Origin of the sequence: Pseudomonas sp. NFR16 (assembly GCF_900108875.1) — a bacterium.
Taxonomy (GTDB): Bacteria; Pseudomonadota; Gammaproteobacteria; order Pseudomonadales; family Pseudomonadaceae; genus Aquipseudomonas.
Genome location: NZ_FNYJ01000002.1, coordinates 324,402 through 349,271 on the forward strand (window position 1 = coordinate 324,402; position 24,870 = coordinate 349,271).

26 protein-coding genes and 2 pseudogenes are annotated in these 24,870 nt (G+C 61.0%); 11 read left to right on the forward strand and 17 right to left on the reverse strand.

What is annotated here, in order from left to right; translation table 11 throughout:
* Window positions 1-179 precede the first annotated feature (179 nt).
* The 4 genes from BMZ10_RS10175 to BMZ10_RS10190 form a co-directional block, all read right to left on the reverse strand.
* The gene (locus BMZ10_RS10175; RefSeq protein WP_093460960.1) at window positions 180-1,499 is read right to left on the reverse strand and encodes an MFS transporter; all 1,320 of its coding nucleotides are present in this window, start codon (window positions 1,497-1,499) and stop codon (window positions 180-182) included.
* Between the two features lie 119 nt (window positions 1,500-1,618).
* Complete coding sequence (locus BMZ10_RS10180) at window positions 1,619-2,401, reverse strand: helix-turn-helix transcriptional regulator (RefSeq protein WP_093460962.1); 783 nt, start codon at window positions 2,399-2,401, stop codon at window positions 1,619-1,621.
* Between the two features lie 86 nt (window positions 2,402-2,487).
* Entirely contained in the window at window positions 2,488-2,973 is a 486-nt protein-coding gene (locus BMZ10_RS10185; protein WP_218147218.1) for a GNAT family N-acetyltransferase, read from the reverse strand.
* Window positions 2,974-3,763: 790 nt separating this feature from the next.
* Window positions 3,764-5,938, reverse strand: a complete 2,175-nt coding sequence (locus BMZ10_RS10190; RefSeq protein WP_093462532.1) for a TonB-dependent siderophore receptor — start codon at window positions 5,936-5,938, stop codon at window positions 3,764-3,766.
* Between the two features lie 180 nt (window positions 5,939-6,118).
* Between BMZ10_RS10190 and BMZ10_RS10195 the strand changes: the two genes are divergently transcribed.
* Window positions 6,119-6,757, forward strand: a complete 639-nt coding sequence (locus BMZ10_RS10195) for a LysE family translocator (RefSeq protein ID WP_093460964.1) — start codon at window positions 6,119-6,121, stop codon at window positions 6,755-6,757.
* Between the two features lie 8 nt (window positions 6,758-6,765).
* On the opposite strand, the gene BMZ10_RS10200 is transcribed toward BMZ10_RS10195, so the two are convergent.
* On the reverse strand, window positions 6,766-7,911 hold the full coding sequence (locus tag BMZ10_RS10200; RefSeq protein ID WP_093462535.1) for a PQQ-dependent sugar dehydrogenase: 1,146 nt from the start codon (window positions 7,909-7,911) through the stop codon (window positions 6,766-6,768).
* A 67-nt stretch (window positions 7,912-7,978) separates the two neighbouring features.
* Window positions 7,979-8,323 carry a hypothetical protein gene (locus BMZ10_RS10205; RefSeq protein WP_093460966.1) on the reverse strand — a complete coding sequence of 115 codons (345 nt, stop codon included), beginning with the start codon at window positions 8,321-8,323 and terminating at the stop codon, window positions 7,979-7,981.
* A gap of 301 nt (window positions 8,324-8,624) precedes the next feature.
* Between BMZ10_RS10205 and BMZ10_RS10210 the strand changes: the two genes are divergently transcribed.
* From BMZ10_RS10210 to BMZ10_RS28280, 5 genes and pseudogenes are all read left to right on the forward strand, one after another.
* Window positions 8,625-9,461, forward strand: a complete 837-nt coding sequence (locus BMZ10_RS10210) for an AraC family transcriptional regulator (RefSeq protein WP_093460968.1) — start codon at window positions 8,625-8,627, stop codon at window positions 9,459-9,461.
* A gap of 54 nt (window positions 9,462-9,515) precedes the next feature.
* Window positions 9,516-10,118, forward strand: a complete 603-nt coding sequence (locus tag BMZ10_RS10215) for a LysE family translocator (protein WP_093460970.1) — start codon at window positions 9,516-9,518, stop codon at window positions 10,116-10,118.
* Between the two features lie 55 nt (window positions 10,119-10,173).
* Window positions 10,174-11,211, forward strand: coding sequence for a diaminopimelate epimerase (locus BMZ10_RS10220; RefSeq protein ID WP_093460972.1), 1,038 nt, complete (start codon window positions 10,174-10,176; stop codon window positions 11,209-11,211).
* Between the two features lie 570 nt (window positions 11,212-11,781).
* Window positions 11,782-12,459 (forward strand): annotated as a pseudogene (locus BMZ10_RS28275) (PAS domain-containing protein); the annotation flags it as partial.
* A 102-nt stretch (window positions 12,460-12,561) separates the two neighbouring features.
* Window positions 12,562-12,996: pseudogene (locus BMZ10_RS28280) on the forward strand (methyl-accepting chemotaxis protein); the annotation flags it as partial.
* Between the two features lie 71 nt (window positions 12,997-13,067).
* On the opposite strand, the gene BMZ10_RS10230 reads toward BMZ10_RS28280, so the two are convergent.
* The 7 genes from BMZ10_RS10230 to BMZ10_RS10260 form a co-directional block, all read right to left on the reverse strand.
* On the reverse strand, window positions 13,068-13,505 hold the full coding sequence (locus tag BMZ10_RS10230; RefSeq protein ID WP_093460976.1) for a nucleoside deaminase: 438 nt from the start codon (window positions 13,503-13,505) through the stop codon (window positions 13,068-13,070).
* A gap of 59 nt (window positions 13,506-13,564) precedes the next feature.
* The gene (locus BMZ10_RS10235; protein ID WP_093460978.1) at window positions 13,565-14,029 is read right to left on the reverse strand and encodes a hypothetical protein; all 465 of its coding nucleotides are present in this window, start codon (window positions 14,027-14,029) and stop codon (window positions 13,565-13,567) included.
* A 175-nt stretch (window positions 14,030-14,204) separates the two neighbouring features.
* Window positions 14,205-14,753 carry a GNAT family N-acetyltransferase gene (locus BMZ10_RS10240; protein WP_093460980.1) on the reverse strand — a complete coding sequence of 183 codons (549 nt, stop codon included), beginning with the start codon at window positions 14,751-14,753 and terminating at the stop codon, window positions 14,205-14,207.
* Between the two features lie 146 nt (window positions 14,754-14,899).
* Window positions 14,900-15,913, reverse strand: a complete 1,014-nt coding sequence (locus tag BMZ10_RS10245; protein WP_093460982.1) for an ABC transporter substrate-binding protein — start codon at window positions 15,911-15,913, stop codon at window positions 14,900-14,902.
* Between the two features lie 60 nt (window positions 15,914-15,973).
* Window positions 15,974-16,480, reverse strand: coding sequence for a sigma-70 family RNA polymerase sigma factor (locus tag BMZ10_RS10250; RefSeq protein WP_093460984.1), 507 nt, complete (start codon window positions 16,478-16,480; stop codon window positions 15,974-15,976).
* Window positions 16,481-16,663: 183 nt separating this feature from the next.
* Window positions 16,664-17,443 carry a phosphate/phosphite/phosphonate ABC transporter substrate-binding protein gene (locus BMZ10_RS10255; RefSeq protein ID WP_093460986.1) on the reverse strand — a complete coding sequence of 260 codons (780 nt, stop codon included), beginning with the start codon at window positions 17,441-17,443 and terminating at the stop codon, window positions 16,664-16,666.
* Between the two features lie 15 nt (window positions 17,444-17,458).
* Entirely contained in the window at window positions 17,459-18,400 is a 942-nt protein-coding gene (locus BMZ10_RS10260; RefSeq protein WP_093460988.1) for a fatty acid desaturase, read from the reverse strand.
* A 133-nt stretch (window positions 18,401-18,533) separates the two neighbouring features.
* Here BMZ10_RS10260 and BMZ10_RS10265 point away from each other — a divergent pair, with 133 nt between their 5' ends.
* Window positions 18,534-19,004: a GNAT family N-acetyltransferase gene (locus tag BMZ10_RS10265; RefSeq protein ID WP_093460990.1), complete on the forward strand. Its 471-nt coding sequence runs from the start codon at window positions 18,534-18,536 to the stop codon at window positions 19,002-19,004.
* Between the two features lie 48 nt (window positions 19,005-19,052).
* Window positions 19,053-19,883: a class I SAM-dependent methyltransferase gene (locus tag BMZ10_RS10270; protein ID WP_093460992.1), complete on the forward strand. Its 831-nt coding sequence runs from the start codon at window positions 19,053-19,055 to the stop codon at window positions 19,881-19,883.
* Window positions 19,884-19,904: 21 nt separating this feature from the next.
* Here BMZ10_RS10270 and def read toward each other — a convergent pair whose 3' ends face one another.
* The 3 genes from def to BMZ10_RS10285 form a co-directional block, all read right to left on the reverse strand.
* The gene (def, locus tag BMZ10_RS10275) at window positions 19,905-20,444 is read right to left on the reverse strand and encodes a peptide deformylase (protein ID WP_093462538.1); all 540 of its coding nucleotides are present in this window, start codon (window positions 20,442-20,444) and stop codon (window positions 19,905-19,907) included.
* A gap of 60 nt (window positions 20,445-20,504) precedes the next feature.
* On the reverse strand, window positions 20,505-21,518 hold the full coding sequence (locus BMZ10_RS10280) for a YihY/virulence factor BrkB family protein (protein ID WP_093460994.1): 1,014 nt from the start codon (window positions 21,516-21,518) through the stop codon (window positions 20,505-20,507).
* 240 nt (window positions 21,519-21,758) lie between these two features.
* A complete protein-coding gene (locus tag BMZ10_RS10285) occupies window positions 21,759-21,950 on the reverse strand; it encodes a CsbD family protein (protein ID WP_093460996.1) in 192 nt (63 codons plus the stop codon).
* Window positions 21,951-22,202: 252 nt separating this feature from the next.
* On the opposite strand from BMZ10_RS10285, the gene BMZ10_RS10290 reads away from it, so the two are divergent.
* On the forward strand, window positions 22,203-22,583 hold the full coding sequence (locus BMZ10_RS10290; protein WP_093460998.1) for a hypothetical protein: 381 nt from the start codon (window positions 22,203-22,205) through the stop codon (window positions 22,581-22,583).
* 87 nt (window positions 22,584-22,670) lie between these two features.
* Here BMZ10_RS10290 and BMZ10_RS10295 read toward each other — a convergent pair whose 3' ends face one another.
* Entirely contained in the window at window positions 22,671-23,507 is an 837-nt protein-coding gene (locus BMZ10_RS10295) for a CvfB family protein (RefSeq protein ID WP_093461000.1), read from the reverse strand.
* A 382-nt stretch (window positions 23,508-23,889) separates the two neighbouring features.
* Between BMZ10_RS10295 and BMZ10_RS10300 the strand changes: the two genes are divergently transcribed.
* Complete coding sequence (locus BMZ10_RS10300; protein WP_037012170.1) at window positions 23,890-24,069, forward strand: hypothetical protein; 180 nt, start codon at window positions 23,890-23,892, stop codon at window positions 24,067-24,069.
* 198 nt (window positions 24,070-24,267) lie between these two features.
* Entirely contained in the window at window positions 24,268-24,753 is a 486-nt protein-coding gene (locus BMZ10_RS10305; RefSeq protein ID WP_093461002.1) for a hypothetical protein, read from the forward strand.
* The last annotated feature ends 117 nt before the right edge of the window (window positions 24,754-24,870 follow it).

Below are 24,870 nucleotides of genomic sequence, written 5' to 3' on the forward strand. Positions count from 1 at the left end.
AGGCTTAAGCCTTCACAGCTGGTTGCGGTGCGGCGCAGGTTCGCTCACCCGATGACCGCCGCGCGCGGTCGCCGGCGGGAAGCGCCGTGCCTTGCGGCCGCGCCATCCCGCCTTGTCTGAAACCTGCTCCACCGATCAAGCGTAGTTCTGCCAGAGCAATCGTCCGGGTTGCCCGACGATCAGTTGCCTGACTGCGCCACCATCACGTCGTCCACCTGCATGCCCTTGCGCATGCCGAAGAACATCGCGGTCAGCAGGCCGACCGACCCCATGATCACGCAATAGCCGACGCAGACCCATGGGCTCCAAGGCATTAGCGCGATCAATGCCAGCGGCGTGGTGCTGGCCCAGAGCGCGTAGCTGACGTTGTAGGTAAGTGAGATACCGGAGACGCGAATGTTCGCCGGGAACAGTCCGACCATGACCGATGGCACGACGCCGACGATGCCGCAGGCCAGGCCCGCGACGGCATAGGCCAGGCCCACGGGCAGCCACTGGATGACCAGACTGGCGTACAGCAGACCGACGCCAATCGGCAGCAGCAGGCTGTACAACACGACGCCGCGCCAGGCGCCGATGCGATCGACCAGCCTGCCGGCCAGCACACAGCCGATGTTCAGAAACACGATGCCGACACTGCTGAGCGCGAACGTGTCGCCAGGGCTCATGCCGAAGCGCTGTTGCATCACCGTCGGCGTGATCACCACCAGCGTCACCACCGCAGAGGTCAGCACACAGGTCAGCAACGCCGCTGGCAGCAACGACTGGCGATGTTCACGAATCACTGCGCGTAGCGGCAGCTCGGTCATGCCTTGACGCTGGGCATGCAACGCCATGAAGACAGGGGTTTCGCTCAGCCAGCGACGCAGCCAGACGCCAATCACACCGAATACGCCGCCCAGCAGAAACGGGATTCGCCAGGCGAAATCGAGGATTTCTGCGTGGGTGAACACTCGCGCAAGCCAGGTGGCCGTCAGCGCGCCGATGAGATAGCCGAAGGTGAGCCCGGCCTGCAGCACCCCCAAGGCGTAGCCGCGGTGGCCTTTGGGCGCATGTTCAGCGACGAACACCCAGGCGCTCGGCACTTCGCCCCCCACGGCTGCCCCCTGCAGAATGCGCAATGCCAGCAGCACCAGTGGCGCCCAGTAGCCAATTTCGGCGTACGTCGGCATCACGCCGATCAGCAGGCACGGCAGCGCCATCATCAGAATGCTCAGACTGAACACCCGCTTGCGCCCCAGCTTGTCGGCGAAATGCGCCATCAGGATGCCGCCCAGCGGACGCGCCAGGTAGCCCGTGACGAAGATGCCGAAGCTTTGCAGCAGGCGCAGCCACTCGGGCATTTCAGGGGGAAAAAACAGCTGGCTGAGCGTCAGGGCAAAGAAAACGAAGATGATGAAATCATAGATTTCCAGCGCCCCGCCCAATGCCGCCAAGCCCAGGGTCTTGTAGTCGCCCCGGTTGATCGGTTGTGGACGTGGTCGAAGAATGGCTGTCATGAAAGACCCCAAATCACAGGTTGAAACGGCAGTTAAGTGCGACAAAGGCGCGCAGGATAACAAAGCTTACAGATTGAGGGCGGTTGGCAGACGGCTGACGTGACGCCACTTGCGTCCGATCACAGGGTGTATGCGCCGGGAGTCGTGCCGAATTGGGCGCTGAAGGCGCCGATAAACGTGCTGACACTGTCGTAGCCCAGGCGCTGCGCGACGCGGTTGACGCTGTCGCCTTGCGCGAGCAGTTCCAACGCGCGCTTCATTCGCGCGACGATGCGCCACTGCACCAGCGACATGCCGGTTTCCGCGCGAAAGTGCCGGGTCAGGCCGCGCCGCGACATCCCGGTCCGCCGGGCCCAGTCGTCCAGGCTCAGTTTATTGGCAGGATCGGCCACGATCGTCAGCGTCATTCCCACCAGATGCGGACTGCTGGGCATCGGCAGAAACAGCGGCTCGGCAGGAGAAATTTTCAACTCGTCGAACAGGACTTCCAGCTGACGATGCTGCGGCGGTGTGAGTTCGCCAGCGCTGTGCTCGATCAGCGCGCCGCTCCAGCCGCCGATGCGTTCCAGCAAGGCGTGGGACAACGACGTCATGTCAAAAACCGTGGGAGTGGTGGGAAACAGCGGGCAGAGGTCGGGGCGCAGGTAGATCATCCACCCTCTGGCGGCCTCATGGATCCGCGCGGCATGGGCAACGCCCGGAGGAATCCAGCCGATGCGACGCGCCGGCACGACCCAACTGCCGGTGTCGAGCTCGGCCGTAATCACGCCTTCCCGGACAGCCCACAACTGGCCTTCACGGTAACGGTGCAGGCTGTCTTCGCTGCCCGACTGCAAGGGCGCATTGACCAATACGGGTCGGCCGTCCTGGATGCGACGTTGCAACGGGTACTGTGCTGTCATGGCCCGATTTCCCGGTTGAGAGGCTTGCCGACGTTAGCAAGCCAGAAGGACCGTTGCCAGTAACACGACAGGTTTTCCGCGCTCGCTCAGTGAACGGAATGGGCTGGTAATGCCCGCTCCATGTACAGACTGCGCAATGTAATGCCGCTGGGGTGTTCGTAGGGCTCGTCACGAATCGCCACAAAGCCCATCGCGCGATAAAAGTCGGCGGCGTTGAGCGACGCGTAGAGATGAAGCCGGGTGAAGCGCTCTTCGGCGGCAATGGCTTCCAGCGCGTGCATCAGACGTCGCCCGATGCCCTTGCCGATCAGTCCGGGTTCTACGAACAAGGCGACAACCTCGCCGCTCTGCCGGTCGAGAATGCCGTAGCCGAGCCACTGGCCGTCCTCTTCGGCGATGACGGCGCATCCGGTGGCAAGCAGCCGCAGATAAGACTCAGGCGGCGGCGAAGCGCTCCAGACGTCGATCTGTTCGGGAGAATAATGACTGGCACACACCCTGCGCACGGCCCGCGTACGCAGCGCCCACAACAACGGAATATCGGCGATGCTGCCTTTTTTCAACTCGATCATCTTCGCTCCTCGCCCTCAAGACCCACGAACCGCCCTGTCCATGTAATGCCACCGCTCAGGCGACAGAATGCGCTAATGAGCTTACGGGCGAAAGCGCCGAGCTCGGATCTTGAATCAGGGGGAATGATCTTTCGCGGGCGACGCAGCCGTTTTGTGGGGAACAGCTCGATTTCTGACAACGCCGCAGCCCTGTGAGGAAAAGATCCATTCCCACAGCGCACATGACCTGTAGGAACGAGCTTGCCCGCGAAGGCGTCATTCCGACCAACACATCTCCACCGGATGCAACCGGCCTCTTCCCGGCTAAAGCCGGTCCTACGGGCGCTACGGGCTTTTCGTAGGACCGGCTTCAGCCGGGAAAGCGTCGGGCGTCAGGCCGTTGAATAGAAGGCGCTATGACCAAGCTCACGCCCACAAGGATCTCCGGGCATACCCGAATTATCTTCCCAGACACGAATCCTGCAGGAGCGCGCTTGCCCGCGAAGGCGGCATTCCGACCAACACATCTTTACCGGATGCAACCGGCCTCTTCCCGGCTAAAGCCGGTCCTACGGGCGCTGCGGGCTTTTCGTAGGACCGGCTTCAGCCGGGAAAGCGTCGGGCGTCAGGCCGTTGAATAGAAGGCGCTATGACCAAGCTCACGCCCACAAGGATCTCCGGGCATTCCCGAGTTCTCTTCCCAGACACGAATCCTGCAGGAGCGCGCTTTCCCGCGAAGGCATCATTCCGACCAACACATCTCCACCCGATCTGTCTCTGCCGGATGAACTGTCATCACCCTCGCTCCGCCTCAGAAACTGACGGTCGCTGACAGGCGGGCCGTGCGGGGGGCGCCGAGGAAGATGTAGTCGTCGCCCAGGTATTCGCCCACGTCGCGCCAGTAGCGTTTGTCGAACAGGTTGTCGACGGTCAGCCGGAACACGGTGTCGTAGCCGTCGATGCGGGTGCTGTAGCGGCTGCCGGCATTGAACACTGCATAGTCGTCGACCTTCACCGAGCCTTCCCGGTTGGCGTACTTGCTTGAGCTGTACTGCATGCCGCCGAGCAGCGCGAGTCCCGGAATCGGCAAGCTGTAATCGGCGAACAGGCTGCCGCGCACTTTCGGCACGTTGATCGCCTGGTGGCCTTCGTACGCGGCGGTGCCGCTGTCCTCCACGCGCGCGCGGATGGCCGCGACGCTGGCGGCGATCTGCAGCTGCGAAGTCAGCCAGCCGTTGGCGCTCAGCTCCAGACCGGTGTTCTTCTGCTGGCCCTGCTGGACGAACACCGAACTGATGCCGTCATCATTGGGCCTGGAATACTGGTACGCCTGGCGCGTCTGGAACACCGCCGCGGTGAAGCTCATCCGGCGCCAATCGTACTTGACCCCGGCCTCGAGCTGACGGGAGATCGTCGGCGCCAGAATTTCGCCCGCGTTGGAATCGAACACCGACGCCGTGCCGCCCAGCGAGAGGCCTTTGCTGTAACTGGTGTAAAGCGAAACGTTGTCGACCGGTTTGTAGATCAGCGCGGCCTGCGGCAGGAAAATCGAGCGCTGCGTGTGACGATTGTCGCTGCCGTCGTCGTTGTACGCTTTTTCATCGAGGCGCACCTGCCGCCCACCGATGACGGTCTGCCAATGCTCATCGAAATGGATGCGATCCGTGGCGAACAGGCCGTACTGACGGCTGTCCAGACGCCGCTCGGTATGCCCGACTGGCAGGTCCGACGGATCGAGCGTCTGCGGCGTGTCGTGGATATTGCCCGAGCCCACGTATTCGCTGAAATACGGCCGGGTGTCCACAGTGCGGCGAAACGCGCTGGTGCCGAATGTCAGCTCATGTTTGAGCCAGGCAGTGTTGAACAGCCCGCTCATCGACGCCTCGACTTCGTCGTTGCGTCGGGTGTCGTCGGGGCTGCGGAAGTCGTAGATGTCGTAACCGCCGCCTGGGGTGAAATGCCCCGTTACCGGTTTGCTCGGGCAGTCGCTCTGGAAATAGCAGCCGTAAGCGAACGCGCTGTAATCGTCGATCACCACGCGGCTGCGCGAGGCGCTGAGGCTGGCCTTCCAGTCATCGTTGAAGCGGTACTCGTAACGGCCGCTCATGTTCAGCGAGTCGATGCCGACCGGGTTGGACCAGCTCTGATAGCCGAGCAACTTGCGCGGCGAGGCGTCGTGAGGCAGCTCGGTGCCGCCCAGCAGTTGATAGCCCGGCACCGATCGCTGCTCTTTGGTCTGATACTCGACGTCCAGCTGCAGCGTCGACTGATCGTTGATGTTCCAGTCGAACGCCAGCGAGGCGAAATCGCGCTTGCCGTCAGCATGCTCGACATACGAGCGAATGTCTTCGTGGGCAACGTTGGCGCGCAGGCCGAACTGCTTTTCGTTGCCGAACCAGCCACCCACATCCGTCGCCAGGTAGCGCTCGCCATGTTCGTTGGTGGAGACGGTCACCGAGCGCACGTCTTCCGGGCGCTTGGTCTTGTAATTGACCACGCCGGCAGGCTCGGAAACCCCGCTCTGCAAGCCCGACAGCCCTTTGAGCAGTTCGACCTGCTCCTTGTTTTCCAGCGCCACGTTCTGCTCGCCCGTGATGCTGCGGCCGTTGATGCGGTAGCTGTTGGCGGCGTTCAGAGAGAACCCGCGGACGACGAAGTTCTCGTAGTAACCCACCGGCGCGTAGCTGTCGCCCACCGAGGCATCGTTACGCAGCACCTCGCTGAGCAGCCTGGCCTGCTGATTCTTGAGCATTTCCTGACTGAACACCGAAATCGAGGCGGGTGTATCGATCAAGGGCGCCTCGTTGAAGCCGCCGACCGACGCGCTGCCAGCTTGATAAACCGACTCCAGTTCGCCTGACACATTCAGCGCATCGAGCGTCAGCGGTTCGGCCTCCTGCGCGGCCAGCCAGGGCGATGCGAAAGCGATGCTCAGCGGCAACAAGCGACGCGTGAAGCCTGCGACAGGGCGGGACGGGGTGTTCATCGGCGGCGGAATTCCTGGTTGATAGCGGTCGGCGGTGAACGACGCGCAGGCGAATCGGCGGCGCATCTTTTACGTTCTGCGCCGGTTTTTTACAACCTCGATATAAACCTCGCACGCGCCTCGAAATGTCGGGGCAGCCTCCTTTACACTCCGGGCTTACCTCTTCATGGACGCTCCCCTATGACGCCCTCGCTGCTCCTGGCCGTGCTCGCCTCAGGCTTCATCTACGCCATTTCGCCAGGCCCCGGCGTGCTCGCCGTGTTCGGCATCGGCGCGTCCAGAGGGCGCCGCGCCGGGGCGGCCTTTCTGTGCGGGCATTTGCTGGGCGATGTGATCTGGTGCAGCACGGCGCTTGCCGCGATCATCGGCGCCAGGGTGATCGGGACGACGGCGTTCGACGTGCTCGGGCTCATAAGCGGGGTATTTCTGTTCTGGCTCGGCTGGCGTGCCCTTCGCGCCAGACGCAGCAGCGACGACCCGACCAAAGCGCCGGCGCGGCAGCCTTTCTGGCACGGCATCATGTTCGGTCTGACCAACCCGAAGGCGTACCCGGTGGCCGTCGCGACCTTCACGGCTCTGCTTTCCAGCCGCGCCGACATGCTCAACTGGTCGATGTTGCCGCTGCTGATCCTGATCAGCACGCTGGGCGGCATTGTGGCGTACGGCATCATCGTCGGCGTGGTCGGCGCTCGCCACGTGCAGTCGGTCTATCAACGGCACGAACTGACCATCACGCGGCTGTGCGGCGTGATGTTCATCGGTTTCGCGATCAATGCGCTGATGCATGCCGTACCAGGGCTTCTGCCGCGCAAGCCCTGATCAGGCGCTTACTGCGCCAGGCCAACCTTCAACAACTTGCCGTCGTCTTCGTCCGTCAGTACGTAGAGATAGCCGTCCGGGCCCTGGCGCACATCGCGAATGCGCGACTTCAGCTCGCCGAGCAATCGCTCTTCGTGCACCACTTTGTCGTCCTTGAGCTCCAGCCGGATCAACACCTGAGCCGACAGCGCGCCGATGAACACGTTGTGGTCCCACTGTTTGAACCGGTCAGCGTCATAGAACGCCATGCCGCTGATGGCCGGGGATTTTTCCCACACATGGAACGGATTCTTCACGCCCTCGACGATCTTGCCTTTGGCCTCGGAAATAGGCTGGCCGGTGTAATCGATGCCGAACGTGGAGATCGGCCAGCCATAATTCGCGCCCCGTTCGATGATGTTGATTTCATCGCCGCCCATGGGCCCATGTTCATTGGTCCACAGCGTCCCGCTCCATGGGTTGAGCGCCGCGCCTTGCTGATTGCGGTGGCCATAACTCCAGATTTCCGGGCGCACGTTCTTCTGGCCGACGAAGGGGTTGTCCTTGGGCACCGTGCCGTCGGGGTAAAGCCGCACGATCTTGCCCTGCAGCTTGTCCAGATCCTGCGCGGTCGGCCGGTTGTTGTTCTCGCCCAAGGCAATGAACAGGTAACCGTCCCGGTCAAACACGATGCGCGAACCGAAGTGATTGCCCACCGACAATTTCGGCTGTTGCTGGAAAATCCGCGTGAAGTTTTCCAGCTTGGTCATGTCCTCGGACAGTCGCCCGCGCCCCGCAGCGGTGCCGCCGGTTTTGCCATCGCTGCCCGCCTCGGCGTAAGTCAGATAGACCATCCGGTCCTTGTCGAAATCAGGGGACAGCTCGACATCCAGCAGCCCGCCCTGGCCCTGCACCCAGACCTTCGGCACACCGGAAATCGGTGCTGACAGCTTGCCGTCAGGTGCCACGCGCCGCAGGCTGCCGGTGCGCTCGGTCACCAGCATGCCGTTGTTGCCGGGTAAAAATGCCACGGCCCACGGATGCTGCAACCCGCCGACGACTTCATCCACGGTCAATGTGCCCTCTTCGCTCTGATAAGTGGCTGCCGACGCGTGCATCGACAGGCCAAGCAAGGCGCACGCACTCACACTGGCAATCAGGGTCCTGCGGATCAACGAGCTATGCATCATGGGCAATTCCTTTTCGGCGGGGAGCGGAAGTGGCGGTCACGGTCATCGTTTTTCATTGAACGCGGCGCGGTGCGTCGGTGGTAGGCGCCGCAGGCGCAGGCTGGCGCGCCGGGTAGCCATTGCCGATGCCGCCGTTTTCGAGGGTGGGCGGCCGCGGCTGAACTGGCCGTAAATCAGGGCCGCGCATGCCGGGCGTAATCGACTGGGTGCCCTGGCGGCTGTTAGGGTTGGCGCGGCGGATGGCGCCATTGTCCGGCGTCGTGTTCGATCGGCCAGGGTAGTTGGCCGCAGCCAGTTGCAAGGATGCATCCGCCCCGCGCTCAGCGGCGTGCGCGGCACCGGCACTGAGCAAACCAGTCAGGGAAAACATCACGAGGCGTCGCAGGAAACTGTTCATCGGTTATCTCATGTGGAAGGGCGATCGAATGAGTCACGATTCCGGTGTTTGATGACGATCGAGCGCGTAGGTTCGCGCCGCACGGGTGGCCTAGCAACGCGTAGGACGATTCGCTTTGTAACAAGACTAGTCTGTCGCCGGGGGATGGGCAGTCGGTCGGCTGCTGCACAAATCTTCCAGACCGGACCGTCCGCTGTTGATAAGGTAAGCAGCGATGGCAACGTACTCACCGCAGCGTGCGGTATCGACCGGATGCGCTGTGCTGTCCGTTTCGCCCAGCCGTTCCCCTCAGGAGCCCCCGATGTCTGACCGCAACTGGATCGATCTCAGGCAGGACGCGATGTCCGGCATCGAGACCGTGCGCGCGCATTTCGAGGGCCACGCCTACGACCCGCATTGGCACGACAGCTATCTGGTCGGCATCACCGAACAAGGGGTGCAGCAATTCAATTGCCGACGCCAGCAGTACAACAGTACGCCGGGCAAAGTCTTTCTGCTCGAACCCGGCGACATCCACGATGGCCACGCCCCCGATGCAGGCGGCTTCACCTATCGCACGCTTTACCTTGATCCCGCCTGGCTTGATCGCGAACTGCGCGCGCAGTTCGAGGAAGCGCCGGACAACGCCAGCCTGAGCTTCGCTGAAACACTGGCCGAGGACAGCCACCTGGCCGTCGCAACGGCGAATGCCTTCGAAGCCATGCACCATGACGAACTGCGCATCGTGCGCCAGACCGCTCTTGATCAGCTGTTGTCGAGCCTGACCGGCCATCTGCGCTGGCGCACGTTGATCACGCCCGATCCGCGCCTGCCGCTGGTGGCACAAAGGGCTCGCGATTACCTGCACAGCCACCTGCATCAGGACATCGGCCTGGATGATCTGGCCCGCGCCACCGGCGTGGACCGCTTCCGCTTGAGCCGTGCGTTCAAAGCAGCGTTCGGCATGGCGCCCCATGCGTACCTGATTCAATTGCGCCTGACCCGCGCCAGACATTTGTTGGCCCGCGGCGAACTGCCAGTCAGCGTCGCAGCGGCACTCGGTTTTTCCGACCAGAGCCACATGGGCCGCTGGTTCCAGCGCGCTTACCGCATGACCCCGGCGGACTACCGCAGGCGTTGCTCAAATCTTCCAGACTGACGACCCGGGCGGCAGCGATCATCGATTCATGATCAATAACTGCCGAGTGGTCCCATGCAAACCTTGCTTCCTTTTCTGCTGTTCGCCTTCGTCGCGTCAATCACCCCCGGCCCGACCAACATTCTGGTGCTGACCAACAGCTCGCGTCACGGCATGCTGCGAACCCTGCCTATCGTGCTGGGCGGCTGCGCCGGTGCGGCGCTGCTGGTGTTGCTGGTCGGCACGGGCCTTGGCGACCTGCTGGCACGTCATCAGGCGATACAGACGGCGATGTCGTGGACCGGCATTCTCTGGTTGACCTGGCTGGCGTGGCAAATTTTCCGGGCACCCGCCGAAGCGGTCGAGCCTGATCGCACCAAAGGCACGCCGCAACTCGGCCTGTGGGGCGCGGCCAGCCTGCAGGTGGTCAACCCGAAAACCTGGATGATGGCACTGGCCGTGGTCAGCGTGTTTGCCGGAACCGGCGCCGACCGGATGCTGCAAGTGATGTGGCTGTCGCTGGTATTTTTTCTCGTGTCGGTCCCATGCCTGATCGTTTGGGCCTACGTGGGCGTAAGCGCGGCGAAATTGTTCCGCTCGGCGCGCAGCATGAAGCGCTTCAATCAAGCCATGGCGCTGTTATTGCTGGCCTCCGCCTGGCTGACGCTGGTGATGTGAGGCGCACTGGCGGGCGTGTTCTAATGCCAGCTTTCAATGCCGATCAGGACGCAAGATGGCGCCTTTCTACGATGCACGCGGCAATATCTACGCCGTTATTTCCCCTCAGGCCCTGCGCGCCATCGGCGTCAACGTGCCAGAATCGGCAGCGCAAGCCGCGTCGGCCCGTCAGCACTGGACGTCAGCCGCCATTAGCGCAATCTGCGACTGGCCCGCGGGGCAGCGTCCGGAAGGGAGTAAAGCCCACCGCTCGGATGGCTTGCTGGTAGGCCCGTTCCCAAGGGTTGCGCCGCTCCCAGCCGCTACGCCGCCGCAGGGCGTTGCGCCGTTCGACGTGCTGATCGTCAACACTGACGGCACCCTCGCCGAGCGCAGCGGCAACGGCCTGACCATCTTCGCCCAATCCCTCACCGACACTGGACTGATCGACGCTAGCGATAGCTTCACCCTGCACGTTCATCACGACAACGCCGACTCCGCCAGCCCGCAGCCGACTCAGGTGGTCCCTGCAGTCGTCAACGACGTGAGCGGCTTCTGGCTGGACATCGGCACCCCGGGGTTCGGCCCGCAAGCCGTCGGCGCAAAAGGGGACGGCGTGGCGGACGCCCTGCTCGGCCCGCACCGGGTCAACCGGGTCGAACGACTGGCCTGCCTGCACCCGGCGTGGCACAGCAGCGTGTTCGTGAGGGTCGGCAATCCGCACTGCGTGACACTGGTCGCCGACGTCGACGCGCTGCCAGGTTTCGAGCAACTGCAAGACAACCCCTTGAACGATGCCTTGACGCGCATCGCCTTCGCCGCCGGGGCGCTCGGCAGCGGCGATCCCTGTCCGGCGGGCGTCAACCTGCAATGGGCGGCCAAGCTGGGCCCCGACCGGATCGCCGCCAGGGTGTTCGAACGCGGCGAAGGTCCGACGGCGTCGTCAGGCACCAGTGCCAGTGCAGTGGCTTCAGCGGCCTGGCGATGCGGCTGGGTCAAAGCGGGGCTCGTTGAGGTGGTGATGCCGGGCGGGACAGCGCCCGTTCGACTGATCGAGCAACAGGGTGATTTGGCACAAGTGCAGCTGTTCGGCGCCGCGCGCCTGCAGCGCTGAATCGTTGCCACAACTCTGCGCAGGCTGCGGCGACGTACGACGCTTTTGCCAAAGTGCGAACCTGAGCGCATTGCGATGGGAAAATGCCACTACGGCGATTGCATCGCCGCGGCATTTGTCTATGCTTCCAGACTTGTCGTCTGCCATTCATTCGAATGGCGGACCAAGGGTCAGCAAGTCATCGACTATGGACGTCAGGCTCCGACATGGAAACGCTGCTTCTCTTCCGATTTCCGCGACCGTTTATCGTTTCGATGCTCATCGGACAACCGGTCGACATGCCTCCTGTAATCCTTGCAGGCCTCTGGCCCGGCTGTTTCAGCCCTCTACCAAGGACTCAGACAAAGGTTGATGCCATCCCGCCATGACTCAAGGCGGTTTTCCGCAGGTCGACTCTTCTGGTTAGCCAATTCAGGGAAGACGGTCCCTCAGACCGCATTTCGCATTTATTGAGGTACATGGCAGATGTTCAATTCACACCGCAAGGCCGTTGAAGCCCAGTTACAGATGTCCACGGCGGCGCTGAGCCAGTCTCAGTCCAAGCTTGCGGCCATCAGCCGGGCCATGGCGATGATCGAATTCACGCCTGACGGCATCATTCTCGATGCCAACGAGAAATTCTGCCGCGCAATGGGCTATGAACGCGAGGAATTGGTGGGCAAGCATCACCGGATCTTTTGCGAAAAAGCCTTTCATGAGAGCGAGGCGTACTCCAGGCTCTGGCGTGATCTGGCGCGGGGCGAGCCGGTGTGCGGGACGTTCATGCGCCTGGACAAATCCGGCCGGGAAATTTGGCTGGAAGCGGGTTATGTGCCGGTATTCGATGCCGGCGGCAACGTTCAGAGCGTCGTCAAGATCGCGTCCGACATCACCGAGCGCTCGCACAAGGAGCATGAAAACCAAAGCATGATCGATGCGATCGGACGCTCGATGGCGATCATCGAATTCTCCCCGGACGGCCGCGTGCTCACCGCCAACGAGAATTTTCTGCAGACCATGCATTACTCGCTGAACGAAGTCATTGGGCAGCATCACAGCATGTTCTGTACCCGCGCCGAAGTGGAGTCGCCGGCCTACAAAGCCTTCTGGGCCTCGCTCAATCGCGGGGAGTATCACTCCCATCGCTTCGAGCGGGTGAACAAACTGGGTCAGACGGTTTATCTGGAAGCCTCCTACAACCCGCTGTTCGACGTGAAAGGCCGGCTGTACAAAGTCGTCAAGTTTGCCAGCGACATCACCGAGCAAGTGACGGTCCAGCGCCATGCGGCCGCCACCGCACATGACACCTCGGTACGCAACGACGCCAGCGCGCAAAAGGGTTCGAGCGTGGTGCAGCAGACCGTGGAAGTGATCGAGCAGATTTCCAACGACCTCAACGAGGCCGCGCGGAGCATCGATGCGGTGAATAAACAGTCGGAAGTCATCGCCAGCATCGTCCAGACCATCCGCGGCATCGCCGATCAGACCAACCTGCTGGCCCTCAACGCTGCCATTGAAGCCGCCCGTGCGGGCGAGCATGGTCGCGGGTTTGCTGTGGTCGCCGACGAAGTACGCGGCCTGGCGGCACGAACGAGTAAAGCTACGGTTGAGATCGTCGACGTGGTGCGACAGAACAACGAACTGGCAAAAAGCGCGGTTTCAAGCATGCAATCCAGCCTCAGCCGAACCGGCACTGGCGTGGAACTGGCCAACGAAGCCGGAGAAGTCATCCTGGAAATCCAGCAAGGCTCCCGCCACGTGGTGGATGCCATCAGCCAGTTCAACTCGACACTGCAGCTGGATTGACTTTGGGCTCACCGCTGCAACCCGGCAAATCGCCAGCGGTAAGCCGCGTTGACGTGCTCGATATCGGAATATTACTCGCCGATGTCTTCGTTCCACAGCTCTGGCTTGTCGGCGATGAATTGCTTCATCAGGGCGATGCAGGTGGGGTTGTGGACGACGTCGACCTGGACGCCGCGCGAGCGCAGCAACGCTTCTTCGCCCATGAACGTCTCGTGCTCGCCGACGATGATCTTGCGGATGCCGTAAAGCAGGATGGCCCCGCTGCACATCGCGCAGGGCGACAAGGTGGTGTACAGCGTGGCCTCGCGATAGACGCGGGCGGGTTGGCGACCGGCATTTTCGAAGGCGTCCATCTCGCCGTGCTTGATCGCGCTGCCTTCCTGGACCCGGCGATTGTGCCCGCGCCCAATGATCTTGCCGTCGTGGACGATGACCGAACCGATCGGAATGCCGCCCTCGGCCAACCCCTTTTGCGCCTCGTCAATCGCAGCCTGCATGAATGGGTCCATGGTTCCTCTCCCGTAGGGTCAATAAATCTGCAGCCCTGCTCGTGCAGGGTCAGGCGGTCTCAAGGCTTGGCTTTTTTCAGCGCGTTGTCCAGTGCAGTCGACACATAGACCTTGAGCAATTCACTGGAGCGCTCTTTCATGTCCATGCCGACATCGCGCTGTTTGGTGCGAAATTTATTGGCGATTTCAGGCTCCGGGTCGCCGATGTCCAGCGCCTGAAGTTCTTCGGGCGTAAAGGAAGCGGCGTAAGCTGCGGCCAGATTCCGGTCCCATTCCTGCTGATATTGAGGCTGCAGGTATTGGAGCTCGTCTTGCACGATTTCCTGCGCCTTGGTCCGACCGACCGCCTCGACGAGGGTGGAGAACGCCACGGTGCGTGACGCAACCTGATAGCCGAGCCAGCCGAGACTTTCTCCCAGATGGCGGTCCTTGACGAATGTCAGCGCGCTGTCTGGCACGGGCGCTGCGGGCGCCGCTTCCGATGCCCTGGCCTGGGCAGCCGTCGCGAGCAACAGGCTGAGCATCAGCGCGCTCGCCCCCTTTGAAATCGTCAACGCAGTCGATCTGCAATATCCCATGTCCTCTCCCCGGCGACTTTTATCAGTGTGATCAACTCATTGACGGCTCGGTGTCACGTTCGGTGAAACTAGCAGTTGAGCCCTGCTTTGCCAGTTCTCCAGGCGCACATAATCGGTCAGCTCAGGTACAAGACGGGTTAAATGACGACCATTGCTGCGCGCTCATGCGATAGATCCTCACACCCTGACGGTGGTACTGACTGTGCACGAAGCGTTGGAAGCCGACTTTCTGTATCACCCGGACGGACGCCACATTGGCGGGGTGGACGATAGCGATCACTGAATCAACACCGGCGCCTGCGAATCCCGCTTGCAGCGCGCAACGCGCTGCCTCGGTGCCCAATCCTCTACCCCAAAACGCTGACGCCAGCCGATACCCGAGCTCGACCTCGTCGGCCCCATCCACGCGCTCAGCATTCAGACCGCAGAATCCGGCCAAGATTGAAGAGGCGTTGTCCACCACCGCCCACGGCCCGAAACCGTACTGGCGGTAGGAATGACGGCACCACTTGATGAATTCAGCCGTGGCCTTTTCCGACAGTACCCCGCGTACCGAATAACGCATGACCTCAGCGTCGCCGAGTATCTGCGCCATGGCCTGCGTGTCGTCAGGGATCAACTCACGCAGCGTCAGGCGCTCGGTATGCCGGGATAGAGCGTGATGAGTCATGGTCGCAAATCCTGCGGGCACAAGCCTTGAGCATGGCGCAGGCTGGCGTTTGTGACCAGCGGCAGAGGGGTGAAGAACTGGCTTCACAGGGGTTTGATACCGGGCTGTCAGGGGTCCAATCACTGACGGCCCGGCGCAACCCGGCCTTACAGCGCCGCCGAGACTTTCTGCGCGACGTCGGCAGGCACCCAGGCTTTCCAGATTTCCGGGTGGTCTTTGAGGAAGGTCTTGGCCACGGCATCCGGTTCCTGGCGCTTCTCGCTCATCACGCCCAGCGTTTTGTTTAACTGGTCGATAGGCAGGTCAACCTTTTCGAAGAAGCTCACCAGCTCCGGATACTGCTTGTGAAAAGGCTCCGAGACGCCGATGGCCAGATGCGCCGCGAGTGAACTGGAGCCGATCGGATTCGGATTGCTGGCATCGGACAGGGTTTTCCAGGCGGCTTCGTTGAACGGCGGCTCTTCCAGCTTGATCAGCTTGAACCGTCCAAGCAGCGGCGTGGGTGACCAGTAATAGAACAGCACCGGTTTGCCGCGACGGATCGATGAGGCAATTTCCGCATCCAGCGCGGCGCCCGAGCCGGTGCGGAAGTTGACGTAGCTGTCGTTGAGTTTGTAGGCCTTGAGCTTCTGCGTGTTGACGATCTCCGAGGTCCAGCCGGTCGGGCTGTTGAGGAAACGCCCCTTGTCCGGCGATTCGGGATCCTTGAACACGTCCTTGTATTTGGGCAGATCGGCGACTGATTTCAGGTCCGGCGCCAGCGGCTTGATGCCTTTTTCCGGGTCGCCCTTGATCACGAACTCCGGCACCCACCAACCCTCAGTCGCGCCTTTGACGATGTTGCCAAGGCCGTGCACCTTTCCTTCGGCTTCAGCCTTGACCCACGCAGGGCTGCGGCCGGCCCACTCTTCGCCGATCACCTGAATGTCGTTTTTAGCCAGCGCGGCTTCAAGGCTGACAGTACTGCCAGGCAGTTTGTCGGTGGGGTAACCGTAACCCTTTTCGACGATGGTGCGCAGGATCTCGGTGATCAGGCTACCACTTTCCCAGGTGATGTCGCCGAAGTGGATCGGCGCTGTCTTTTCTGCGGCGTTCGCTGAGCTCGCCAGCGCAGCCAAGGCCAGCAGCGAGCCGCCCAGCCAGTGTTTGATCGATGTCATCGTTGTCTCTCGTGGCTCAAGATTAGGAAAGGCCCAGTTGGGTTTAGCACAGCTCACGCTTCATTCCAGACAAGCGCGCCGGCAACAGGTTTCAGCTTTGTCCATGTAAGCACTGACCGAGCTTTGCGAGATGCCCAGTTGCACGGCAATTTCGGGGTAGGTCAGGCCTTGTGTGTGGGAGAGCACGAAAGTCGCTTTGACTTTGAGCGGGAGACGGTTGAGGCGCCGGTCGATGCGGTCGAGGGTCTGCAGCGCGGCCGCCAGATGCTCGGGGGAAGGCGCCTGCTGTTCCTCCTGCGCCAGCCCCTGCACGTAATCGCGTTCCAGATCGCCGCGGCGCCAGCGCTGATAGATCAGGCGCTGGGCGATGGTGGTCAGCAGTGCGCGCGGCTGACGGATCGGCACCACATTGGGCGACCCGAGCAGTTGCAGGAAGGTTTCCGAAGCGATGTCTTGTGCGCATTCGCGAGACTTCAGCAGCCGACGCAGGCGCTCGCACAGCCACGCATGGTGCTGTACGAACAACTCGCTGAGGTATTGGCGATGGGTAAGATCGGCGCCAGCCATGAGACGTCCCCTGACGTGTTCTTGTTATCCCGGGAGTGCCGGTGGCGCCATGCTAACAAGTGCCGTTATGCAGTAAAAAGACTTAAAAGTGCTTCTTATAGACGAATCGGAAATAAATGGAATCAGCGGAAGTCCTTAGCCCGCGCCGACGCGGTGGCAGTCGCGCTCACAGGATCGAACCGCCTAAAGCGTGCTCAAGCCCTGCCTATGGGCGTCACGTTCATAATCGAGCAGGACCTGATAATCGCCTTCGGCCGTAGGCAGCACTTCACTGATCGCCAGCGTTTGTGCGACGTCCGGCAACGCTTCGAGTGCCTGATTGAGCGCCCTGCGGATCGCTGCGCCGTCGTTATCCAGGCGGGTGATGAACGGCAGACAGGGTCCCGCCGCCGTGCGGGCAATCACCTTGATGCCAGCGATCTCCTCACTCTGGTCGCGGGCCAGATAGTCGAACGTCACGCTGTCGATGGCGGCAAGATCCCCTTCTCCGGCCTTGATCCGGGCCAGGCTGTTGCGATGCCCGCCCGACAAGGACACCTGGGCAAAGAACCGGCCGTCCTGCTGCAAGGGCGCGAGCGTGTGACGCAGCAGGTTCATGCCCGAGTTGGAATCCCGCGAATTGAGCACGCCATGGCTGCCGCGGAAAGCCTCAAGCGTCTGACGCGCATCGTCGGCACGCGCGACCAAAAGGCTGCAATGGTTGCCGTCAGCGCTGTGGGCCAGTTGATACACTGGTCGACCGACCACCTGAACCTGCCCGCGCAACGCGGTCATCAGTGGATAACCGCAGGTCTGAGCGAGCAGCAGCTGCGGCGACAACCACAGCTGTTTCAAGTCCAGCGCCTGCGCATCCAGACGCTCCACGCCGAGGATGTCCAGTGCTTGCAGCAGCCACTTTTCCTGTGCCTCCTGGACGCGCGCTGGCGCGACATACATCAGCAGTTCGGCAAATCTCTGGGGCATGTTCGAGTTCCGGGTCTAGACGTAAGGGTGCTGTGGGCTGTCGATGGGACTGAAACTGTGACGCCGGAACAGTTCAGCATATCCGGGCACCAGAAAACCACCGCTGCGTGCCAGCCACTGCTCGCGGCGGGCGCGATATACCTGCGGAATGTGGTACCAGGAAAGCCCTGGCAAGTCGTGATGAACCAGGTGCAGATTGAGGTTCAGAAACAACCAGCCCCACGGCCATGATGCCTCGTTGATCACGGTGCGCTGCTGCGGTTGTTCGCTGGGCCGATGCTCGTAATACGAGCGGACCATGGAAATGGCCAGCGCCGGAACGGTGCCGAAAACCAGGTAATGCAGGCTGGACAACGCGCTGTAACGCTCGATGAAACCGAACATCAACACCAGGAAGACCCCGTGCGTCACCCACATCGCCCACGCCTGTCGCTCGCCTTGCTGCAGACGCGTTGCTTCCCCGACGATCAGGCCGTAGAGCGCCAGCGGCACGCCAAACACCAGACGCCCTGGCGGCGTTTTGTCCAGCCAGCATAGCAGACGCATCGGCGCGCCAGTCTGCTGCCAGCGGGTCTGGCTGAGGTAACGACTTTCCGGATCCCGGCCCGGAATGGTCAGGTCCTCGTCGCAGTGGTGCTGCAGATGGGTGTCACGGTACAGCGTGTAGGGATACCAGACCGCGAAGGGCGCGTAACCGAGCATTTTGTTCAGCCACGCACGGCGAGTCGGATGGCCGTGAAGCAGCTCATGCTGCAGCGACATCCACAGGATCAGCAGCGGGATCAACAGCAGCGTGGTCGGCCACACACCCAGCGTCGGACTGAGCAGCATCAGCACAGGCCAGCCGGCATACACAGCGATCAACAGCAACCACGTCGGCCACTCCGTGCGGCCAGTGAAGCTCGTGCGCAGGCGTACGATCTCATCGCGTTGCGCGTCGTCCAGATAGTTGGGCATTGCCGGTTCCTGCAGTCGGGCTGATACAGGGATGTGCATCGGCGCAGGAAAAACTTGTAGATCGATTGGTTATGACGGTAGAACGAAGCCCCGAGCGCTACGCTGCGCGATACGTCCCCAACCTTGTACGCAGATGTCCACGATCCGGTTTCACGCCCTGCCCGACCTGCAACGTCCCCTGCTGGACAAGTTTTACCGTGCGCAGCGCTCCTCCATGCGCAGCAAAGGCGAGGCGCAGTTCTGGGTCGCGAAGACCGGCGAAGTGGTGGGCGGCCTGTGCCTGACACCGATGGCCGAAGGGCACTGGCTCACCGGGTTATTCGTCGCGCCATCGATGCGCGGACGCGGCATTGGCGCAGGTCTGGTGAAGGCTGCCGTCGCGCCCGTCCAGGGCTGCGTCTGGTTGTTCTGCGAGCCGGCTCTGGTCGCAGGCTTTTACCAGCGGTTGGGTTTTATCGAGACAGAGGACCTGCCCCGGACCCTGGCTGATCGGCTGGCCCGTTATCGCCAGACAAAACCGCTGGTCGCACTGGTTTACCCCGACGTCGCAATCCTTAGATCCGTTGGTGCGGACCACCAAACCAAATGTGCCATTCCCCGCTGAATCCCGCGTGCTAGCCTCGCCCATCACTTCTGATCGAACGGGATGCACATGAAACGCACGCTTCTGGCTTTGTCCCTGGCAGTACTCATCGGCCCGACGCTGGCCACTGCCGCAACACCTGCGCCAGCCTCGACTATCAGCCATGCGCAGTTCGCCTCGTTACTTGCCGGCGACTGGCGCGTGCCGCAGAACGCTGCCCGCGATCAATACCGCCATCCCGAGCAGACCCTGCAATTCTTCGGTCTGCGCGATGACCAGACGGTCATCGAGATCACCCCCGGCAACGGTTGGTACAGCGAACTGCTGGCGCCGCTGCTCAAGGAAAAGGGTCATTACGTGGCGGCGATCGTCGCGCCTTCAGTCAGCGACTACGCCAGGAAATCCGCCGATAGCCTGAAGCAGAAATACGCCGCCGACCCCGCGCATTACGGCAAGGTCGAGGTCGTGGAATATGCGCCAGCGGCCCCGGTCCTGGGCAAGCCGGGGTCGGCAGACACGGTCCTGACCTTCCGCAATGTGCACAACTGGGTCGATGCCGGCAACGAAGCGGCAACCTTCAAGGCCTTCTATGAGGTGCTCAAGCCGGGCGGCACGCTGGGCGTTGTCGATCACCGCGCGAAAAGCGGCACGAATGCGAAAGACAACGAGAAGAACGGCTACCTGCCCACGGATTACGTGATCAAGCTGGCGCAAAACGCAGGCTTCACGCTGGCCGGAGAAAGCGAAATCAACGCCAATCCCAAAGACACCAAGGACTACCCGGACGGCGTCTGGACCCTGCCACCAGCCTTGATCAAAGGTGATCAGGACAGGGCCAGGTACCTTGCCATCGGCGAGTCGGACAGGATGACGCTACGCTTCATCAAGCCCGGCAAATAGGTGAGCCCGGAAGACCCGAAGTCAATCGTCCGCGTTCGGGTCCATGTCCGGGAACAGCACCTCGGTAAAACCGAAGCGGCTGAAATCGGTGATGCGCGACGGGTACAAACGGCCGATCAAGTGATCGCATTCATGCTGCACCACCCGTGCGTGGAAACCGCGGGCGGTACGCTGAACAGGCTTGCCGTCGGGATCGAAACCTTCGTAACGGATGTGTTCGTAACGCTCCACCACACCCCGCAGCCCCGGCACCGACAGGCACCCTTCCCAGCCTTCTTCCAGCGTGGGCGCCAGCGGTGTGATCAGCGGGTTGAGCAAGATGGTCTGCGGCACGGGTTCGGCATCGGGATAACGCTCGCTGCGCTCGAATCCGAAGATCACCAGCTGCAGGTCGACACCGATCTGCGGCGCGGCAAGGCCCACGCCACCCACGCTTTCCATGGTTTCGAACATGTCCTGGATGAGCGTCTTCAACTCACGAGAGCCGAACATCGATGCAGGCACAGGCGGCGCCACGCGGAGCAGGCGCTCGTCACCCATTTTCAGAATTTCACGAATCATGGCAGAACCTTTCGACTGGGCGGACGCGCCGGATAAAGGCGCATCCTGCCACATTCTCGATCAGGGTTTGTCGGTCTTGAGCACCTGGGGCTGCTGTTCGTAGTCGTGATCGTGGCGATGATCACGACCCAGCCCAGACAGATGCTGCTTTTCGTAAGCGGGCTCGTAAGAGGTTTTGCCCGCGCCGGTGGCGCCGTCGTTTTCGCCCGCCTCGCGCTCGCCCTTGTCCTTGCCCTCGGCAGACATGTGCTCGATCACGGCATTCATTTCGGCACCCAGCAACAACACCGCGGCCGAGATATAGAAATACAGCAGCAACACGATGATCGCTCCGATGCTGCCGTACATCGCGTTGTAATCGGCGAACGTCTTCACGTAATAGGCAAAGCCCAGGGAGGCGACGATCCACACCACGACGGCCAATACTGAACCGGGTGTGATGAAGCGGAAGTTTTGCTTAACGTCCGGCATCACGTAATACATGATCGCTACCGCGACCATCAGCAAGATGATGATCAGCGGCCAGCGCAGAATCGTCCACAGCGTGACGATGAAATCTTCCATGCCGATCTGCGCAGCCAGCCAGCTGATCACTTGAGGCCCGGTGACCATCAATGCGGCAGCGGCCAGCAGCATCCCGGCAATGCCGATGGTGTAGAGCACTGACAATGGAATGCGCTTCCACACCGGCCGTTCTTCGACCACGTCGTAGGCTGCGTTCATCGCGCTCATCATCAGGCGCACCCCCGCCGAAGCGGTCCACAACGCAATGACGATACCGATGGACAGGAGCCCGCCTTTGGATTGCTGCAGTTGATCGATAACCGGATTGACCTGATCCAGCGCCTGAGGCGGCAGCACCAGCTCGGACTGCAATCGCAACCAGCTGAAAAAGTCCGGCAGGTGCAGGAAACCGATCAGGGCGATGAGGAACAGTAAAAACGGGAACAACGAAAACAGCATCTGATAAGCCAATGCCGAGGCGTACGTCGACATCTCGTCATCGAGGAATTCTTTAACCGTTCTGACCAACACCGTCGTCAGACGCAGTCGGCGCAAATCCGGGAATATCATGGCGTCTCCTTTCGCAACGTAGACGTATCTGAAGCACATTTACCTATACGAGCGGGCAAACGCTTTGAAATTCCGTGTGCCCGCTGCAACGGGCCGGTTTTTTACAGACAGTTAAGCAGTTTTGCCATACCCGATGCGTTTCAAAAAACAGCACCAGACATGATAACGGCCATCCGAGGATGGCCGTTATGGGTGAAGCATGTGTCCGCCCCAGACTCATACGCCTGAAGCGAAGAGGCCTCAGGCCTTGTCGACGCCTTTCTTGACAGCGTCTTTGGCCTTGCCGGCCGTCTGCTGCGCTTCACCTTTGATTTCCTGCGCCTTGCCTTCAGCACGCAGTTTGTCGTTGTCAGTCACTTTGCCCACGCCTTGTTTGACGTTACCGGCTGCTTCGTTGGCCATACCTTTGACTTTATCGCTGGTGCTGCTCATGGGAATTTCTCCAGTGTGAGATTCCGGAAGCGGAATCGGGTGTCATAACCTCGACGTAATGATTGACTGACCGCCTTCGCGCAGAGTTTCAATTATTTTCCCGGCGGCAATAATCGACGCCACCGGACAATTCGTCCCGTCGGCCAAGTTTGCCTTTAGTTTTGCTTCAGAACCCCGGAGAATGCGCCCCCGAGCCGGGCAGTGCCTATCATGCAACACCAGATTCACGAGACAGAGATCCACAGGAACGTTATGAAACTCGACAAGCAGCAGGCCATCGCGCGCCGCAACGAACAACTGGGTGGCGCTGTGCTCGGCACCAACAACACCCATTTCGCCACTCTGGACCCCAAGCGCAATATCTGGTGGTTCGACCTGCCCGTCAGCCGCCTTGCAGTGGGCCAGTACGAATGGCTGCACCTGCTGCTGCATACACCGGCCACCGACGAGTTGATCCATCTGAAGGTGACCACTCGATTCCTGCGCGAGAACAAGGACGGCGTGGTCATTCGTAACGAAGGCAAACGCAAGTCGACTGTCAGCCTCGAGCTGTCCGCCGACAAGGATTCCTACCTCAAGGACATGCGTCCCAACGGCGCCAGCCTGAGCTTTGCAGGCTTCGTGCAGAAATAAACGCGCGGGCCGGAACGCCGGCTCTCACCTTCGCTGACGTGAACGCCGCGCCCCGGCAAGCGGAGGCGCGGGGCACGACTGCTGGGTTCAGACCAGCTCGATGCGGTCGGCGTGAATGACAAGCTGGCCTTGTTTGTACAAGGCGCCGATGGCTTTCTTGAAGTTGCCTTTACTGACACCGAACAGATTGCTGATCACCTGCGGATCGCTCTTGTCGCTGACCGGCAACACCCCGTTGTTCTCGCGTAACTTGCCAAGAATTTTCGCGTTCAGGCTACTGGCAAGCTGTTCGCCCACTGGCTGCAGGCTCAGGCTGATATTGCCGTCGCTGCGCACTTCCTTGATGAAGCCTTTTTCCTGTTTGCCCGGGCGCAGGAACTTGAACACTTCGTTCTTGTGGATCAGGCCCCAGTGCTTGTTGTTGATGATGGCCTTGAACCCCATCGCGGTCTCTTCGGCCACCAGCAGGTCGACTTCCTGCCCGACCGAATAGTTGGCCGGCACTTTGTCCATGTAGCGGTCCAGGCGGGTGGTCGCAGTGATGCGGCGGGTGTGTTTGTCCAGGTAAACGTGGACGACGCAGTAGTCGCCGGCCTTCAGCGGACGCTTCTCCTCGGAGTAAGGCAGCAGCAGATCCTTGGGCAGGCCCCAATCGAGGAAGATCCCGATGCTGTTGACTTCAACCACTTTGAGACTGGCGAATTCGCCCACCTGAACTTTGGGTTTTTCAGTGGTAGCAATTAACTTGTCATCGCTGTCCAGGTAAATAAAAACGTTGAGCCAGTCTTCATCTTCACTGGGAATATCTTTCGGGATATAACGGTTGGGCAGCAATATTTCGCCGTCCTGCGCACCGTCCAGATATAAACCGAAGTTCGTGTGTTTGACCACTTGCAAACTGTTGTAGCGTCCGACTAAAGCCATGTCCAGATACCCTCATTACGTGGGCGGCATTCTACCCGAGTTTGCCAGCGGTTTGCCGCTTGCCCCGAACGGGTTTAATCGGCGCCGCCGCAGGCCTTGAAAATCAACGTTTTGAGAGGCTTGAACGGCGCAACGCATCGGCCGCGAAAGGCCATTCGTCAGGTCGCGGATAGAATTCAAAGCGTCATCGCACGTCAATTCGCGGACGGCTTCATCGCGGACTTGGCAATTAAAACAGGCATTTACCGATTATTTTCAGGAAATGATTTGCGTCTTGTCGACTTATGGGTATAGGGTTCCGCGCCAATATTTGCCGAGCAATCTCCTGCGCATTCAGATAACATGGCCGGCCGTATTAATTTTATATAGGTTAATAGCAGCCATGCGCGTAAAAGCATCCAACTCGAAAGCCAAGCCAGCTCCAGCCGTTGAGACCAGTGATTCGATCAACGCCCAGATCGCAGCTTTCCTGAAATCCGGCGGCGAAATCCAGCAGATCGCCAAAGGCGTCAGCGGCCAGACCTTCGGCCCGTCGAAACAGATCTCCCTCGGCAAAAAGTAAAATTTTTCCCCGCCCCCGCGGTCGACATCCAGGCGCTTTGAACACAAAGCGCCAGGTCCATCGATCCCCGCTGCATAAAGCTCTGCTTTACTGTCCGTCATTGACCGCTCGTCGCTGTCCCGACACAGCATTCGGCTGAATGACCAGACAGACAGGACGATGCCCTGATTTTTCCTGTCGTCCCTGCGGAAACCCGATATGAAAAAATGGATGTTCTTCGGCGCCCTGGTCTGTCTCGGTCTGGGCGGTTGTGCGACTCACGGGTGTGACAACACGGTCGCGGGCAGTTCATGCCGCGCAGAGTATCTGCTGTATCAGAACGATATGCTGCAGGCCAAGCTGCTGATCAATGAGCGTCGTCAGGAAAATTACGAGCTGGCCAGTGCTCTGCTGCAACGAGCCGCTCGCGAAGACACTACCGGTGAGGCCGAGTTTTATCAGGCGGTGCTGATGCTGCGGCAGAATGCAGATGAGGCGCAGGTCAACGACAAGCTCAAGGACTCCGCCGATCGCAAGTATCCACTGGCCGTTGCGTTGATGGCCCAGCGCACCGCCACACAGGATCAAGCCAAGGCTATCCGGTACCGCGCGCAGTACGACGAACTCGATGTAGCCAAGAGCGGATACCCTTCTTTTCCCGAAGCCTTGATCGTGGTCAACAAGCTGATTTCGCAGGGCAACTGATCGCGAAGTTCACATTTTCTGCATCGAATCGATGAGCGGTCGAGTCGTCGCGGCAATCGGCGGTATGCTTGCGACGCTCTAGCTCGCGGTTCCTATCGAGCCAATCGGCGTACCGAT